16 protein-coding genes are annotated in these 14,052 nt (G+C 65.7%); 10 read left to right on the plus strand and 6 right to left on the minus strand.

Annotated elements, in window-relative coordinates; genetic code table 11:
• Positions 1 to 9: 9 nt before the first annotated feature.
• Positions 10 to 843, plus strand: coding sequence for a biotin--[acetyl-CoA-carboxylase] ligase (locus BM083_RS11575; protein WP_089869551.1), 834 nt, complete (start codon positions 10 to 12; stop codon positions 841 to 843).
• Positions 844 to 859: 16 nt separating this feature from the next.
• On the opposite strand, the gene coxB is transcribed toward BM083_RS11575, so the two are convergent.
• A complete protein-coding gene (gene coxB, locus BM083_RS11580) occupies positions 860 to 1,672 on the minus strand; it encodes a cytochrome c oxidase subunit II (protein WP_089869553.1) in 813 nt (270 codons plus the stop codon).
• Positions 1,673 to 1,875: 203 nt separating this feature from the next.
• Between coxB and BM083_RS11585 the strand changes: the two genes are divergently transcribed.
• From BM083_RS11585 to BM083_RS11595, 3 genes are read left to right on the plus strand one after another with little or no spacing between them, the layout of a single operon-like run.
• Positions 1,876 to 3,222 (plus strand): heme o synthase, encoded by a 1,347-nt coding sequence (locus tag BM083_RS11585; protein WP_089870071.1) that lies wholly within the window; start codon positions 1,876 to 1,878, stop codon positions 3,220 to 3,222.
• A gap of 20 nt (positions 3,223 to 3,242) precedes the next feature.
• On the plus strand, positions 3,243 to 3,965 hold the full coding sequence (locus BM083_RS11590; protein ID WP_089869555.1) for a DUF7546 family protein: 723 nt from the start codon (positions 3,243 to 3,245) through the stop codon (positions 3,963 to 3,965).
• A gap of 60 nt (positions 3,966 to 4,025) precedes the next feature.
• Positions 4,026 to 4,256, plus strand: coding sequence for an Rdx family protein (locus tag BM083_RS11595; protein WP_089869557.1), 231 nt, complete (start codon positions 4,026 to 4,028; stop codon positions 4,254 to 4,256).
• Here the strand turns inward: BM083_RS11595 and BM083_RS11600 are convergent.
• Genes BM083_RS11600 through BM083_RS11610 form a run of 3 tightly spaced genes read right to left on the minus strand, consistent with a single transcriptional unit; the run spans position 4,253 to position 7,030 of the window.
• Positions 4,253 to 4,888: a class I SAM-dependent methyltransferase gene (locus tag BM083_RS11600; RefSeq protein ID WP_089869560.1), complete on the minus strand. Its 636-nt coding sequence runs from the start codon at positions 4,886 to 4,888 to the stop codon at positions 4,253 to 4,255. The genes BM083_RS11595 and BM083_RS11600 overlap by 4 nt on opposite strands.
• A 55-nt stretch (positions 4,889 to 4,943) precedes the next feature.
• The gene (locus BM083_RS11605; RefSeq protein ID WP_089869563.1) at positions 4,944 to 5,975 is read right to left on the minus strand and encodes an aldo/keto reductase; all 1,032 of its coding nucleotides are present in this window, start codon (positions 5,973 to 5,975) and stop codon (positions 4,944 to 4,946) included.
• A 50-nt stretch (positions 5,976 to 6,025) separates the two neighbouring features.
• Positions 6,026 to 7,030 (minus strand): aldo/keto reductase, encoded by a 1,005-nt coding sequence (locus BM083_RS11610; RefSeq protein WP_089869564.1) that lies wholly within the window; start codon positions 7,028 to 7,030, stop codon positions 6,026 to 6,028.
• 99 nt (positions 7,031 to 7,129) lie between these two features.
• Between BM083_RS11610 and BM083_RS11615 the strand changes: the two genes are divergently transcribed.
• The 5 genes from BM083_RS11615 to BM083_RS11635 all read left to right on the plus strand — a co-directional run bounded on the left by BM083_RS11615 (position 7,130) and on the right by BM083_RS11635 (position 11,661).
• Positions 7,130 to 8,143 carry a Gfo/Idh/MocA family protein gene (locus tag BM083_RS11615; RefSeq protein WP_089869565.1) on the plus strand — a complete coding sequence of 338 codons (1,014 nt, stop codon included), beginning with the start codon at positions 7,130 to 7,132 and terminating at the stop codon, positions 8,141 to 8,143.
• Between the two features lie 96 nt (positions 8,144 to 8,239).
• Complete coding sequence (locus tag BM083_RS11620) at positions 8,240 to 9,310, plus strand: 2,3-butanediol dehydrogenase (RefSeq protein ID WP_089869566.1); 1,071 nt, start codon at positions 8,240 to 8,242, stop codon at positions 9,308 to 9,310.
• Positions 9,311 to 9,358: 48 nt separating this feature from the next.
• Positions 9,359 to 9,877, plus strand: coding sequence for a preprotein translocase subunit SecD family protein (locus tag BM083_RS11625; RefSeq protein WP_089869567.1), 519 nt, complete (start codon positions 9,359 to 9,361; stop codon positions 9,875 to 9,877).
• A 90-nt stretch (positions 9,878 to 9,967) separates the two neighbouring features.
• Positions 9,968 to 10,900: an ABC transporter ATP-binding protein gene (locus BM083_RS11630; protein ID WP_089869568.1), complete on the plus strand. Its 933-nt coding sequence runs from the start codon at positions 9,968 to 9,970 to the stop codon at positions 10,898 to 10,900.
• Entirely contained in the window at positions 10,897 to 11,661 is a 765-nt protein-coding gene (locus BM083_RS11635; protein ID WP_009365941.1) for an ABC transporter permease, read from the plus strand. The genes BM083_RS11630 and BM083_RS11635 overlap by 4 nt, the downstream gene beginning before the upstream one ends.
• A gap of 12 nt (positions 11,662 to 11,673) precedes the next feature.
• Here BM083_RS11635 and BM083_RS11640 read toward each other — a convergent pair whose 3' ends face one another.
• Together BM083_RS11640 and BM083_RS11645 are read right to left on the minus strand one after the other, a co-directional pair.
• Positions 11,674 to 11,997 carry a hypothetical protein gene (locus tag BM083_RS11640; protein WP_089869569.1) on the minus strand — a complete coding sequence of 108 codons (324 nt, stop codon included), beginning with the start codon at positions 11,995 to 11,997 and terminating at the stop codon, positions 11,674 to 11,676.
• A 73-nt stretch (positions 11,998 to 12,070) separates the two neighbouring features.
• The gene (locus tag BM083_RS11645; protein WP_089869570.1) at positions 12,071 to 13,138 is read right to left on the minus strand and encodes a S1C family serine protease; all 1,068 of its coding nucleotides are present in this window, start codon (positions 13,136 to 13,138) and stop codon (positions 12,071 to 12,073) included.
• Positions 13,139 to 13,314: 176 nt separating this feature from the next.
• Between BM083_RS11645 and BM083_RS11650 the strand changes: the two genes are divergently transcribed.
• Positions 13,315 to 13,974: a bifunctional 4-hydroxy-2-oxoglutarate aldolase/2-dehydro-3-deoxy-phosphogluconate aldolase gene (locus tag BM083_RS11650; RefSeq protein WP_089870072.1), complete on the plus strand. Its 660-nt coding sequence runs from the start codon at positions 13,315 to 13,317 to the stop codon at positions 13,972 to 13,974.
• Positions 13,975 to 14,052: the final 78 nt, after the last annotated feature.

Raw genomic sequence — 14,052 nt, forward strand, 5'->3', positions numbered from 1 at the left:
CCACACGCGATGAACCAAGCGGAACTCTCCACTCGCCTCGACGTCCCCGTCCACGTCCACCAACGCATCCCCAACACTACCGACCGACTCAGACGACTCGCCCACGACGGCGCGCCGCACGGCACCGTCGTCGTCGCGTCGGAACTCACTGCCGCCCGCGGTCGAACCGGGTCGGCGTGGAGCGCCCCCGCCGGAGGGCTGTGGACGAGTACCCTCGTCCGCCCCGAGTTCGATGCCGACCACGTCGGCCGACTCACCTTCGCCGCGGGCGTCGCCGTCGCCGACACCGTCTCCGAGTTCGGCGTCGGTGCCGGACTCAAGTGGCCGAACGACCTGCTCGTGAACGGCGAGAAACTCGCCGGCATCCTCACCGAGTCAGTCCACGACGGCGTCCCTGTCGCGGGCAAGCCAGTCGACGAGGTGTTCCCGGGTGAGTCGGTCGGACTGGACTACGTGATGCTCGGTGTCGGCATCAACGCCAACGTCGACGCCGACGACGTCGCGGCCGACAGAGCCGTCACGTCGCTTCGAGAACAGACCGGCCACGACGTCGACAGAAGTGCACTGCTCGTTCGCTTCCACGAGCACCTGCTCGACCGGTGTGTCCAAGCGGAGTCGGCAGACGGGTTCGCGTCGGTTCTCGACGACTATCGAGCGCTGAGTGAGACGCTCGGTCACCGCGTCCGCGTCGAGCGTCGTGGGCAGGCGTCCATCGCGGGTGTCGCGCGCGACGTAACCGAGACGGGTGCACTCGTCGTCGAGAGTGATGAGAAGTCAGTGAGCGTCACAGAAGGCGAGTGTCGACGACTCCGACGGCAGTCGCTCGACGGTGAAGAGAACTGAGAGAGGAGAGAGGTAGTTAGTTCGCGAGTGCGGCGAGACTGGCCGACGAGTTACCGGACGCCGAGGAGTTCCCCGATGCGGTCGAGTTTCCTGAAGCCGAGGAGTTACCAGACGACTCGTTGGCCGAAGCCTGCTGCTCCTGTACCCACTGGTCGTACTGGTCTTGCGGGAGCACTTCGACGGTGAAGTACATCTGCGAGTGCGAGACACCGCAGTACTCCGTACAGTAGCCCTGGTAGGTGCCCGGTTCGGTCGGGACGGTCTTGATGACGTTCTCTTGACCCGGAATCGCGTCCTGCTTCAGCCCGAGTTCGGGCACGGCGAAGCCGTGTATGACGTCGTCTGATGTGATGACGAAGTAGACGTCTTGGTCAGCGGGGACGACGATGTTCGTTCCCGAACTGAATCCGCCTTCCTCGGGGTAGGTCATGTTCCAGCCCCACTGGAACGCCGTCGCCTCGACGACGACGTCGCCCTCGTTGGGAGCGACCTCTTGGTCGGCCATGTAGGTGATGTTCGGGTTCGCCAGCACGCCGTAGGAGGCGACACCGACGAACAGCAGGATGATGGCCGTCGCGATGGTCCACGTGATCTCCAGCCGGCGGTTCTCACGCGTCGGCTTCGGGTCGCTGTTGTTTCGGAACTTGAAGACGGTGTAGATGAGGATGACCTCCACCAAGATGGTGATCGGCACCCCGATCAACAGCAACCGCTCGTTTAGCCCGTTGATGAGGTCGATGGACGTCGACTGCGCCGCGACCGGTTCGACGGCGAAGGCGAGGAGCGCCGCCGAGAGGACCGAAATGAGCGCAAAACGCTTGCCTTTCATGCTTATCGAGGGTTAGGACAACACCCGTAAATACCTACTGACTCGGGGTTGTGTCGCCGGACTTGCGTCGGCGGACGAGCGTCCGACTGAGCGACGAAGCGCGTCGCCTAAATACCGCGATTCCTAACCTCCATGCAAGTGACTTAGTCGTGTCAGACACAGAGACACCCGACCGGTTCGCCGGCCTCCTCGCTGCGACGGCGATGGGCGTCTATCTCCTCCTCGCCGTCGGCGCGACGACGGCAATCACCGACGCCTCCGCCGCCTGTACCGCCTGGCCCGTCTGCGGTGACGGCTGGACCCTCCCAACGACTACCGACGGCTACGTCGCCCTCGGTCATCGACTCGTCGCCTTCGTTGTCGGCCTCCTCGTCGTCGCCACCGCCGTCGTCGGCTGGCGACGCGGCGAATCCCGACGTGTCCGCGCCGCCCTCGGCGTCTCGGTCCTGCTCTACCCCGTCCAAGCGGCCGTCGGCGCAGTCGTCGCCACCAGCGGCGCGACGTTTACCCTCTCCGTGCTTCACCTCGCCGTCGCGATGGCCATCTTCGCCGGCCTCGTCGCGGCGCTCGCGTGGACACTCGAAGCCCAGACCGGCGATGCCAACGACGCGTCTGGTACCATGCCCGAACCCGACCTGCCGCCGGCCGACGACCACCAGCCGACCATCCCCACCGAACCCGTCGCTCGGGCGAAGGCGACTGCCAACGCGTACTTCCGCCTGATGAAACCGCGGCTGATGTGGCTGCTCTGTCTCGTCGCCTCCGCCGGGATGGCGCTGGCGAGCGGCCCCGGTCTCGACATCTATACCGTCCTCGCCACGCTCGGCGGCGGTGCACTCTCCATCGGCGCCTCCGGCACGTTCAACCACATCCTCGAACGCGACATCGACCGCCGGATGCAACGGACGAGTGACCGGCCGCTGGCGACGGACCTCGTCCCCGTCAGCCACGCCATCGCGTTCGGCGTCGCTCTCGCCGCCATCTCGCTGGCACTGTTCGCGTCGGTCAACCTCCTCGTGGCAGTACTCGGTCTCGCCGCAATCCTGTTCTACAGCGTCGTCTACACGCTTATCCTCAAGCCGAACACCGTCCAGAACACCGTTCTCGGCGGTGCCGCAGGCGCGCTCCCGGCACTCATCGGCTGGGTCGCCGTCACTGGAGAGGTCGGCCTCGGTGGCATCGCGCTCGCGACGGTCATCTTCCTCTGGACGCCCGCGCACTTCTACAACCTCGCGCTGGCGTACAAAGACGACTACGAACGCGGCGGCTTCCCGATGATGCCCGTCGTCCGTGGCGAGACGACGACCCGACGCCACATCCTCTGGTACCTCGGTGCGACGTTCCTCGCGGCGGGTGCCTTAGCCGCCTCCGAGGCGCTCGGTTGGGTGTACGTCCTCTCGGGCGTCGTCGTCGGCGCGGTGTTCCTCTGGGCCGTCGTCCGCCTTCACTACGAGCAGACCGAGGCCGCCGCGTTCCGCGCGTTCCACGCCTCGAACGCCTACCTCGGCGTCATGCTCCTCGCCATCGTCATCGACACGCTCGCGGTCTGAGTGCTCGCCTCTCTCGAACCATGTCTCTCGCTTCCCTCACCCCACGCGATTGGCGGCCCTCGCGGCAAGAGCTAGTCGTCGGTGCGGCAGTGCTGAACGCCGAACTCCTCGTCGTCCTCCTCTATCTCCTCGTCGAACCCGTCCGCATCCAGTCGTGGCGGTTCATCTTCTACGGCTTTCTCTGGATAAACGTCGGTCTCTACGCAATCTGGAAGACCGACCCCGCGCCCTCGAACCCGCGGACGCGACGTCTCGCGATTCTCGTCGCTGCGGGCTACTTCCTTCTGCTCGCCGTGGTCGGCGGCGTCCTCGGGCCGAGTCACTCTAGCCCGCTCGCCGCGCTCATCACCGACGGCCACACCCACAGCCACGGAGCGACGGCGGCGGCCGGTAGTTTCGACGTGCGGATGCTCCCGCCCGGGTGGGGACCGTCGCTCGTCTACCAAGGCGCGTGGGTCATGGTCATCCTGATGCCGTACAAAGTCGTGGGCTACGTCGCACTCGCGTACCTCGTCTACGCGACGGTCATCGACGCCGTGACCGCCAGCATCTCTGGTGCGCTCGGCCTGCTCTCGTGTGTCAGTTGTGCGTGGCCCGTCCTCGGCTCTATCGTCGCGAGCATCTTCGGGAGCGGGTCGGCCGTCGCCGTCGCCGCGACGACGTGGCCCTACGACATCTCTACCGTCGCCTTCTTGGGTGCGGTCGGTCTCCTGCTGTGGCGACCGACCGTCGGCGGGGAGTGAACCGACGAACCGACGAGCCGACGACCGCACTTTTTGACGCGCCGCCGCTAACGTCCGACTGTGACTTCAGTCAGCATCGAGTACTGCGTTCCCTGTGGCTTCCTGAACCGCGCCGAAGACATCCAGCACGCGCTCCTGAGTCAGTTCGGCGAGCAACTGGACTCGGTGGCGCTGGTGACGGGCGACCACGGCGTCCTCCGTGTCGACGTCGGTGGCGACCCTGTGTGGGACAAAGCAGAGGACGACTACGATGTCGACGAGATTACGCGGCGCGTCCGAGAAAAACTCTAAGTCTGAGCGACCTGCGCCAACACGAGCGGGAACTTCGAGTCGTCGTTCCCGTCGTCGAGTTCGTCGGCGAAGACCCACGTCTCTTCGACGGCGAACCCGACGCCTTCTAACAGGTCGTGTGTCTCGTCGACGCCGAGGATGTCCCACTCCATGGCGACGCCGCTCTCCAACCAGTCGGGGTTCCGTCCCTCCCAGTTGCTACACCCAGTCGTGAACAGGAGCCAGCCATCGGGTTCGAGTACACGCTCGAACTCTCGCAACACCGCCTCGTGTTCACTCTTGGGGATGTGGATGAACGAACCGAACGCACAGACCGCGTCGAACGAGTCGGCGTCGAAGGGAAGCGACGTCATGTCTCCTTGCGCGAGCGATTCGGTCGATAGGTGCTCGCTCGCCAGACTCAGTTGTGACCGAGAGAAGTCGAGACTGACGACGTCGACGTCGTGCTCACCCAATCGTGTCGAGACGGGACGCCCATCGCCACACCCGGCGTCGAGGACGCGAGCGTCGGTCGGAAGCCGTTCGGCGAGGCTGTCCAAGCGTCGCTCGTCGTGTTCACTCTCTCCCCGTGCTCGTTGGTAGTCCTCTGCCAGCGCGTCGTAGCCGCGGCGAACCGCGTTCCGGTCGGTCATTGTCGGCGACTCAGACGCTCGAAACAAGTGTCTTCGGGTGGTGTGCGAACCGTCCTCAGCTCCGGTGACCCCACCGCGACCCGTCCTCTGCGTAGCGCGCCTCCGCGATTCGTTCGAACTGGTCGGTGCTCAGGTCGACGTCGGCCGCGCCGACGTTCTCCTCCAACTGGTCTGTCGTCCGCGCGCCGACGATGGGCACACAGGTGAACGCTTCTTGGTCCATCAGCCAGCGCAGGGCGACCTGTGCGGGCGTCGCGTCGTTCTCGTCGGCGACCGCTCGAATCGCGTCGAGCACTTCCCACCCGCGCTCCGAGAGGTAGAAGTTCGAGAACCGGTCGTCGAAGCTCCCGCGTGACCCGTCGGGGGCCTTCACCTGCTTCGGGTCGTCCGGGTCCGCGCGTTCGTACTTCCCGGTGAGGAACCCGCCGGCGAGCGGCGAGTACGGACAGACGGCGATGTCTTGGTCGGCGCACACGTCGAGGTAGTCGGCGACGTCGTCGCGGTAAGCCGCGTGGAACAGCGGCTGTGTCACTTCGAAGCGTTCCAGACCCTCCACATCGGACTTCCAGAGGGCCTTGGTCAACTGCCACGCTGCCATCGTGGAGGCCCCGAGGTAGTTGACCTTCCCCTCGTCGACGAGTTCGGTCAGCGTCGAGAGCGTCTCCTCGATGGGCGTCTCGTCGTCCCAGCGATGGATGTAGTAGACGTCGAGATACTCCGTCCCGAGTCGGTCCAGGGTTCCCTCTATCTGCGCTCGGATGTGCTTTCGACCCAATCCAGAATCGTTCGGTCCCGGTTCGCCCCACCCGTCGAACGGGAAGTATACTTTCGAGGCGAGAACGTAGTCTTCGCGCTCACGCCCAGCTAGCCAATCGCCGATGTACTCCTCGCTCGTTCCGTGGGGACTTCCGTAGACGTTCGCCGTGTCGATGAAGTTCCCACCGTGGGCGTCGAACGCGTCCAGCAACTCGTGTGCCTGCTCGCGGTCGGTTTCGAGGACGCCGTTCGTCTCTCGACCGAATCGCCACGTGCCGAAACAGAGTTCCGAGACCTGCGTCCCCGTCGAACCCAGTCGTCGATAGTCCATAGTCGACAGTCGACGGCCGGCTCAAAAAAGGTGCGAGTCGCGGAAATCCCTTATTCGTCGTCGTCTTCGTCGTTGCGTGCCGCCGCGATGCGCTCGAACTGGTCGACCGAGAGCGAAATCTCCGTCGCGCCGAGGTTGTCCTCCATCTGCTCGGTCGTCCGCGCACCGACGATAGGGATGCAGGTGAACTCGGGTTGGTCTATCAGGAAGCGCAGGGCGACCTGTGCGGGCGTCGCGTCGAGTTCGTCGGCGACGGCTTCGACGGCGTCGAGGACGCGCCAACTCGTCTCCGAGACGTAGGCGTCTTGGAAGTAGTCGACGAGGCTGGCACGCGACCCGTCGGGGCCGACGGCGCTCCCGTCGTCAGCACGCTCGTACTTGCCGGTGAGGAAGCCACCGGCGAGCGGCGAGTACGGACAGACCGCGAGGTCCTGGTCTGCACAGACGTCGAGGTAGTCGTCGACTTCCTCGTAGGCCGCGTGGTACATCGGCTGGGTCACTTCGAAGCGCTCGAAACCGTTGACGTCCGACTTCCAGAGGGCCTTGGTCAACTGCCACGCGGCCATCGTCGAGGCTCCGAGATAGTTGACCTTCCCCTCGTCGACGAGGTCGGTGAGCGCGGAGAGCGTCTCCTCGATAGGCGTCTCGTCGTCCCAGCGGTGGATGTAGTAGACGTCGAGATACTCTGTCCCGAGTCTGTCGAGGGTGCCCTCTATCTGCGCTCGGATGTGCTTTCTACTCAGCCCCGAGTCGTTCGGGCCCGGTTCGCCCCACCCGTCGAACGGGAAGTAGACCTTCGAGGCGAGGACGAAATCTTCTCGGTCACGCTCCGCCAGCCAGTCACCGATGTACTCCTCGCTCGTGCCGTTAGGTGCACCGTAGACGTTCGCCGTGTCGATGAAGTTGCCGCCGCCTGCCTCGAACGTGTCCAACAGGTCGTGTGCTTCGCTTCGGCCCGTCTCTACGACGTCGCCCGACTCCATCCCGAAGCGCCACGTGCCGAAACAGAGTTCCGAAACTTTCGTCCCCGTCGAACCCAGTCGTCGATAGTTCATGGTTCGACTCTCTGCGGGTAGGGACAAAAGCTCTCGCGCCGCGGCACTCTGGTTCCAGACCTCCAGCAGACTTTTGCTCGCCCCCTGCGCCGACTCCTCATGCTCAGAGTCGCAGGAATCGGTGTCGGTGACCTCGGTCGGCTAGAACTTCGTCTGCTCGCGGAACTCGACGACGTCGAAGTCGTGGCCGGCGCGGACCCTTCGCACGACGCTCGCGCGGCGTTCGCCCACGAACTCAGCGTTCCGACCTACGAGAACTACGAGGAGATGCTTCACGAGGAACACGTCGACGCCGCCTGCATCGTCACCCCGCACACGCTCCACTACGAGCAGGCGAAAGCCTGTCTCGAACACGGCGTCCACGTCCACCTGGAGAAACCGATGGTGACGAGCGTCGACCACGCACAGCATCTCATCGACCTCGCAGACGACCGTGACCTCGTGCTCGCAGTCGGCTACCAGCGCCACCTCGACCCACGGTTTGCCGAGATTCGTCGTCTCGTCGACGACGGTCGTATCGGCGAGGTGCACATGGCGACGTGCTACCTCGAACAGGAGTGGATTCGCTGGACGCAACACCAGTGGCGCAGCAACCCCGACCTCTCCGGCGGCGGCCAACTCTACGACTCGGGGTCACACCTCCTCGATGCCCTCCTCTGGTCGACACGGAGCACGCCCGTCTCCGTCGCCGCGACGGTGGACAACCGCGGCCACGACGTCGACGTCAACAGCGCCCTCGCGGCGACGCTCGAACGCGACGACGGCGAGGGACACATCACGGCCAGTATCGGTGTCTCCGGTGCCGGGCAGAGTTCGCCCGCTCCCGGCGAGATGCTGACACTCCTCGGCACCGACGGCACAATCAGCTTCGACGGCGAGACCATCAGCGTCATCGAAAACGGGACGACCTACACGGCGACGCCCGACGACCCCGGATTCGACGACATCACCCGTCGCAAACTGCAGAACTTCGTCGACGCCATCCGCGGTGACGTCGAGTTAGAGATACCTGCCGAGGACGCGCTGAAGGTGACGGCACTCACCGAAGCGGCGTACGACGCCGCCGAGAGCGGTCAGACCATCGACGTGGATGAACTGCTCGACCGGTCGTAGTCGCTGCACTCCTCGACCGGCCGTAGCGGACGCCGAATCCGTCTCGCCCGTCAGCACGCCAATTGTTAACTATTATTGGCGCTAGTATCTGGTGCTATGCAAGCAGCGAGATACCACGGCCGAGGTGACATTCGCGTAGAGGACATCGACGAGTCCGAACTCGGGAGCGGTCAAGTTCGTGTCGACGTCGACTCCTGCGGCATCTGTGGGTCGGACCTTCACGAGTACGCCGCTGGACCCATCTTCATCCCGGAGGGAGAACCGCACCCCATCTCCGGCGACGTCGCACCCGTCACGATGGGCCACGAGTACAGCGGAACGGTGAGCGACGTCGGCGACGGTGTAACCCACCTCGCCGTCGGCGACGCCGTCGTCATCAACCCCATCCTCTACTGCGGCGAGTGCCGCCAATGCCGAGAGGGGAACTACCACATCTGCGACTCCATCGGGTTCACCGGCCTCTCGGGCGGCGACGGCGGGTTCGCCGAGAACGTCGTCGTCAGCGCCGAGCAGGCCGTGCCGCTCGTCGGGGACGTCCCGCTCGAATACGGTGCACTGGTCGAACCGCTGGCCGTCGGCCTGCACGCGGTTCGCCGGTCGGGCCTGCAAGCGGGTGACAGCGTCGCCGTCTTCGGTAGCGGTCCCATCGGCCTCTCGGTCATCCAGTCCGCGCGGGCAGCAGGCGCAGGGAAGATTTACGTCTCCGAACCTCGGGCGGCCCGCCGTGACCGGGCCGTCGACTGCGGGGCGACGGACACTATCGACCCGACCGAGACGGACGCCGTCGAGTTCATCACCGACGAGACGGGCGGCGGTGTCGACGTCACGTTCGAAGTCGCCGGTATCGAACCGACGTACAAGGCGGCACTCCAGAGCGTGCGACCGAGCGGAACGATGACCGTCGTGAGCATCTGGGAAGGAGAGGTGAGTTCGCATCCGAACAACATCGTCCTCGGCGAGCGAACGATTACGGGGACGCTCGCGTATCTTGGCGGGCCGCGCGCCGACGAGGAGTACGGGATGGTCATCGACATGCTCGCGGACGGCACACTCGACCCGGAACCGCTCATCACCGACCGCATCGGACTGGACGACATCGTCGACGACGGCTTCGAGTCGCTGCTCGACGACCAGAGCGACCAGGTGAAGATTCTCGTGAAGCCCTGAACCTCGAGCGTCGCAACTATTTTCTATTCTGTCTGACAACTTCGAGTCATGCAGCCCTCCAGACGAACCCTCCTCGGCGCTCTTGGCACGTCGGTACTCGCACTGAGTGCTGGCTGTGCCGGGAGTCTCCCAGCGAGTGACGACTCGACCGCCGTCGACCAGACGGCCGCCGCCGACCGTATCGCTGCCGACCCCAGCGCCACGTTCGAGGTTCGACTGCACGGCCCCGACACCGACCATCTCCTCTTCGACGGGGAGGACCTCGAACGGGTCGGGCCCGTCGAATCGAGTCGCGCCGGGGCGGCCGCTCTCCCAGTCGCCTTGACCGAGTCGGCGACGGCAGACGTCGCCGAGACCGTTCGCTCGGCCGGCGTCTCCGAGAACGTCGACGCGTTCGAAATCGTCCAGACGTACGACGGCGAGGAGATGGGCCGGTTCGGTATCGCGCCCTCGTTGGCCGACGCCATCGCTACCGACGAGTGGGACGGTCAAATCTACTTGTCCTTCGCGGAGCGTGCACAGGCAGAGCGCGTCAGAGACGCGTTCGTCGCCAGCGACCAGACGTAGCGCCGTCGGTGAGACATCCGGATTGGAACGCGAGTCGAATCCGCCCACCGAAAGGGAAGCCTTACCTCCGAAACGCGGGCAGGGTGAGATATGGATGCGGTACTCGTCGCCGACGACGTCCGCCGGACGTACGGCGACACGGTTGCGCTGGACGGTGTCTCGCTCTCCGTCGCCGAAGGCGAGGTGTTCGGTCTCATCGGACCGAACGGCGCGGGCAAGACGACGCTCGTCCGAGCACTGACCGGGACGACAGACGCAGACGGGACGGTCACCGTCCTCGGCACGCCACCGAGCGACGTCGACACCCAACGCGTCGGCCTGCTCCCGCAGTCGTTCACCCCTCCCGAGCGACTGACCGCGCGAGAACTCGTCGCCTACTACGCGGGCCTGTACGAAGAGACGCGCGACCCGGAGGCTGTCCTCGCAGACGTCGGCCTCGACGGCGCGAGCGACACGTGGTACGAGAACCTCTCTGGCGGCCAGCAACGGCGGGTCTGTGTCGCCACGGCGCTCGTCAACGACCCCGACGTACTCTTCCTCGACGAACCCACGACCGGTATCGACCCGGCCGGACGCCGGGCGCTGTGGGGACTCATCGAGGACCTCGCAGACGGCGGCACGACCGTCTTTCTCACCAGCCACTCGATGGACGAAGTCGAACGACTCGCCGACCGGGTCGGCCTGCTGAACGAGGGGTCGCTCGCGGCCGTCGGGTCGCCGACAGACCTTGTGACCGAGTACGGCGGCGAGACGCGCCTCGTCGTCCGTACCGAGGCAGGAACCGACGCCGTCGCCGACGCGGGATTCGTCGTCGAGGCGGACGCGGAGACGCTCACCTTCCACGATGTCGACCCGCGAGACATCGGTCCCGCTGTCGAGGCGCTCGAACGGGCGGGCGTGGAATACGACTCGCTCACGTGGAAACAGCCCGGCCTCGAAGAGGTGTACCTGCGACTGACCGGTGAGACGTTCGAGGGGAGACGCTCACGAGCGGTTGCCGCGCCGACGGGAGGTGCCGAATGAGCCGACTGAAGCGCATCACGTCGACGACGCGCGCGGGGTGGCACTCGTTCCTCCGTCGCCGCACGGCCGTCTTCTTCACGTTCTTCTTCCCGGTCATCATCGTCGCCATCTTCGCGGGACTCGTCCAGACGCAACCGACCGGCGGCGGCATCTTCGCCGAACCACCAGCGTACTACATCCCGGGCTACCTCGCCGTCGTCGTGCTCTTCACACCGCTCTCGCGAGTCGGCAGCGAGATAGCCCGCCACCGCGACGGCAACCAGTTCGAGAAGTTGGCGACCACGCCGCTGAAACGCTGGGAGTGGCTGCTCGCACAGACGCTCGTCAACGTCGTCGTCATCGGCCTCGCAGGGTTGCTCCTGCTCGGCCTGACGGTGGTCGTCACTGGCGTGTCCGTCCCGCTCGAACCGGCGACGTTGCTCTTGATTCCGTTCGTCGCCGTCGGCGTCGCGCTCTTCTGCGGTATCGGCGCGCTACTCGGCAACTTCGCGGACTCCCAAGACGGCGTCGTCGCCGCGAGTAACGCCATCGCACTTCCGCTGCTCTTCCTGTCGGAGACGTTCGTCACGCCGGACCTGCTGCCCTCGTGGTTCCGTCCTCTCGTCGGCCTCTCGCCACTGACCTACTTCGCCCGCGGCGTCCGCGGCCTGACCTACAGCGGCGACGCCATCGGGGCCGTGGTGACGAATCTCGCGATTCTCTCCGTGCTCGCGCTCGTCTTCTTCGCGGCGGGCGCGGTGACGATTCCGCGGACGGACTGAGTCGCCCTACTCTCATCCGCAAACGAGGCCGCGCACGCCTCGTTCGACCAAGACGAGGACGTACAGCGCCGTCGGCGGCGCGAACAGTTCGAGGACCCAGACGACGTCGAGCACTCGCCACGAAACGGCGACACAGAACGCGACGACTCCGGCCACGAAGAGACCGATACCACCGAGAAGCGTCCCTGCCCGTCGCGCGAGCACCCACCCAACTCGTTCGAGACGGGGGTTCTCGGTTCGCCACGCGGTGGCCGCAGCACCGACGGTGACGACGGCGAGACCGGAGACGAGAAATGAGAACAGGACGAGTGAGAGCGAACCGCTGTCGACAGGCATGGACCGAGGTGGCGCCGTCTTCGTACAAAAACTGTCGTCGGTGGAGGGCCGTGGGGGACCGAGTGGTTTCCGTTCAGTCGATGGGGATGCGTCCGCCCCCGTCGTCGCGGTTTCGTCCGTTGCGGCGGTTCCGCCCTCGTCGACTCCGGCGGCGTTTTGGCTGTGGGCGCTCACCGAGGACGAGACTGAGCGTCGCTGGCGCTCCGTCGCGGAGCACGTCGATTTCGACCGGTTCGCCGGGGCTCGTCTCGGTGATGAGGATACGCATCAGTTCCTCGTGGGTGTGAACCTCCTGACCGCCGATACCGACGATGACGTCCCCTCCGACCGGAATCTCGCGGCCGCGGACCGTCCGGGTGTAGCGCGACCCGCGGAGGTCGTCACCCTCGACTCCCTCGCCCACGTCGACGACGAGGACGCCACGGGGGTGGTCTAACTCGTTTGCCTCCGCGACGGTCGGTGTCACGTCGAGCGTTCTGGTCCGCAAGTACGAGTGGCGGTACTCGCCGTCTTCGACGAGCGCCGGGACGACTCGGTTGACGATTGCTGGTGAGACGGCGAAGCCGATGCCGTCACCCTGTCGGGCGCGGTTGACGCCGACGACTTCGTACGCGGGGTCTGGGTCTGTTTCGTCGTCGCTGTCGACGACACCCACGAGTGGGCCACCGCTGTTGCCGGGGTTGATGGCGGCGTCGGTCTGGACCACGTCCGGAATCGCAAAGCCGTTCGACGTCGGCATCGACCGACTCGCTCCGGAGACGATACCGGTCGTAATCGACCCGTCGAGGCCGAGGGGGTTACCGAGTGCCGCGACCTGTCGCCCCGGTCGAGGGTTCTCGCTGGCGATTCGAAGGGGGTCCACCGTCTCCGGAAGCGTCGGGACGGAGACGACGGCGAGGTCGGTGTAGACGTCGGTGCCGACGACGCGGCCGGTTCGCCAACTGCCGTCGCTGAATCGAATCTCCACGTCGTCGGCGTTCTCGCCGCTGCCGACGACGTGCTGGTTCGTCACGACGTGGTTCCCATCCGTGACGAATCCGGAACCGGAGCCCATCCCCGGCCCGTCGCGACTCACGTAGATGGAGACGACGGAGGGAATCACTTCGCGATACAGCCGTTCGAGGTCGATGTGTGCTGTCATAACGTGGGCGGGCCGGGGGACCCCCCGGCCACGCTCACCTGAGGTAAGTGCCGTTCAGTATTTGAGCGTGTCGCGTCCTGTCACGGGAACAGATAGCACGATATAGAGCGACGGTCGCGGCGAACCTGCGTGGCGTCGCCGGTTTTTATGTGTACTCCCCGACGACGTTCGCTCGAATGACGACTCTCGACAAACACGCGGATATGCAGCGACTCGTAGACAGCGGCGTCGTCGCCGTCATGCGCGGCGCGGACGCGGACACGGTCATCGACGTCGCCGACGCCCTCCAGAAAGGCGGCGTCACGGCTATCGAACTCACCGCCGACACGCCCGGCGTGATGGACATGATTTCGGACGTCTCCGCGTCCTTCGGCGAGTCGGAAACCATCATCGGCGCGGGAACCGTCCTCGACGGCGAGACGGCCCGTTCGGCCCTTCTCGCGGGTGCGGAGTTCGTCGTCTCGCCTACGTTGGAGGAGGACGTCATCGACGTCGCCAACCGCTACGGCAAACTCGTCGCACCGGGCGTCATGACGCCCACCGAAGCGCTCCGCGGCTACGAGCGCGGCGCGGACTTCGTGAAGGTGTTCCCGGCGTCCTCGCTCGGCCCGGGTCACATCAGCAGCATCAAAGGTCCGCTCGGGCAGATTCCCATCATGCCGACCGGCGGCGTCGACGTGGACAACGCCGCCGACTTCATCGAGGCTGGGTCCATCGTCGTCGGTGCGGGCAGTGCGCTCGTCGACAACGACGCCGTCGAAGCGGGCGACTTCGAGGCCATCACCGAACAGGCACAGCGGTTCTCCGACGTCATCGACGACGCTCGCGGCGAGTAGCGGAGAGCAACGAGCGAGGAGAGCGTCGCCGCGTACTCCGTCTCGCCCGTCTGGCGGCGACGGTCGTTTCCTCGGACT

This window comes from Halogranum rubrum (assembly GCF_900114455.1).
Taxonomy (GTDB): Archaea; Halobacteriota; Halobacteria; order Halobacteriales; family Haloferacaceae; genus Halogranum; species Halogranum rubrum.

What these genes read in the sequence shown, in the direction of transcription:
- BM083_RS11575 (WP_089869551.1), top strand. Translation starts at nt 10, where the DNA reads ATGAACCAAGCGGAACTCTCCACTCGCCTCGACGTCCCCGTCCACGTC.
- coxB (WP_089869553.1), bottom strand. Translation starts at nt 1,672, where the DNA reads ATGAAAGGCAAGCGTTTTGCGCTCATTTCGGTCCTCTCGGCGGCGCTC.
- BM083_RS11585 (WP_089870071.1), top strand. Translation starts at nt 1,876, where the DNA reads ATGGGCGTCTATCTCCTCCTCGCCGTCGGCGCGACGACGGCAATCACC.
- BM083_RS11590 (WP_089869555.1), top strand. Translation starts at nt 3,243, where the DNA reads ATGTCTCTCGCTTCCCTCACCCCACGCGATTGGCGGCCCTCGCGGCAA.
- BM083_RS11600 (WP_089869560.1), bottom strand. Translation starts at nt 4,888, where the DNA reads ATGACCGACCGGAACGCGGTTCGCCGCGGCTACGACGCGCTGGCAGAG.
- BM083_RS11605 (WP_089869563.1), bottom strand. Translation starts at nt 5,975, where the DNA reads ATGGACTATCGACGACTGGGTTCGACGGGGACGCAGGTCTCGGAACTC.
- BM083_RS11610 (WP_089869564.1), bottom strand. Translation starts at nt 7,030, where the DNA reads ATGAACTATCGACGACTGGGTTCGACGGGGACGAAAGTTTCGGAACTC.
- BM083_RS11615 (WP_089869565.1), top strand. Translation starts at nt 7,130, where the DNA reads ATGCTCAGAGTCGCAGGAATCGGTGTCGGTGACCTCGGTCGGCTAGAA.
- BM083_RS11620 (WP_089869566.1), top strand. Translation starts at nt 8,240, where the DNA reads ATGCAAGCAGCGAGATACCACGGCCGAGGTGACATTCGCGTAGAGGAC.
- BM083_RS11625 (WP_089869567.1), top strand. Translation starts at nt 9,359, where the DNA reads ATGCAGCCCTCCAGACGAACCCTCCTCGGCGCTCTTGGCACGTCGGTA.
- BM083_RS11630 (WP_089869568.1), top strand. Translation starts at nt 9,968, where the DNA reads ATGGATGCGGTACTCGTCGCCGACGACGTCCGCCGGACGTACGGCGAC.
- BM083_RS11635 (WP_009365941.1), top strand. Translation starts at nt 10,897, where the DNA reads ATGAGCCGACTGAAGCGCATCACGTCGACGACGCGCGCGGGGTGGCAC.
- BM083_RS11640 (WP_089869569.1), bottom strand. Translation starts at nt 11,997, where the DNA reads ATGCCTGTCGACAGCGGTTCGCTCTCACTCGTCCTGTTCTCATTTCTC.
- BM083_RS11645 (WP_089869570.1), bottom strand. Translation starts at nt 13,138, where the DNA reads ATGACAGCACACATCGACCTCGAACGGCTGTATCGCGAAGTGATTCCC.
- BM083_RS11650 (WP_089870072.1), top strand. Translation starts at nt 13,315, where the DNA reads ATGACGACTCTCGACAAACACGCGGATATGCAGCGACTCGTAGACAGC.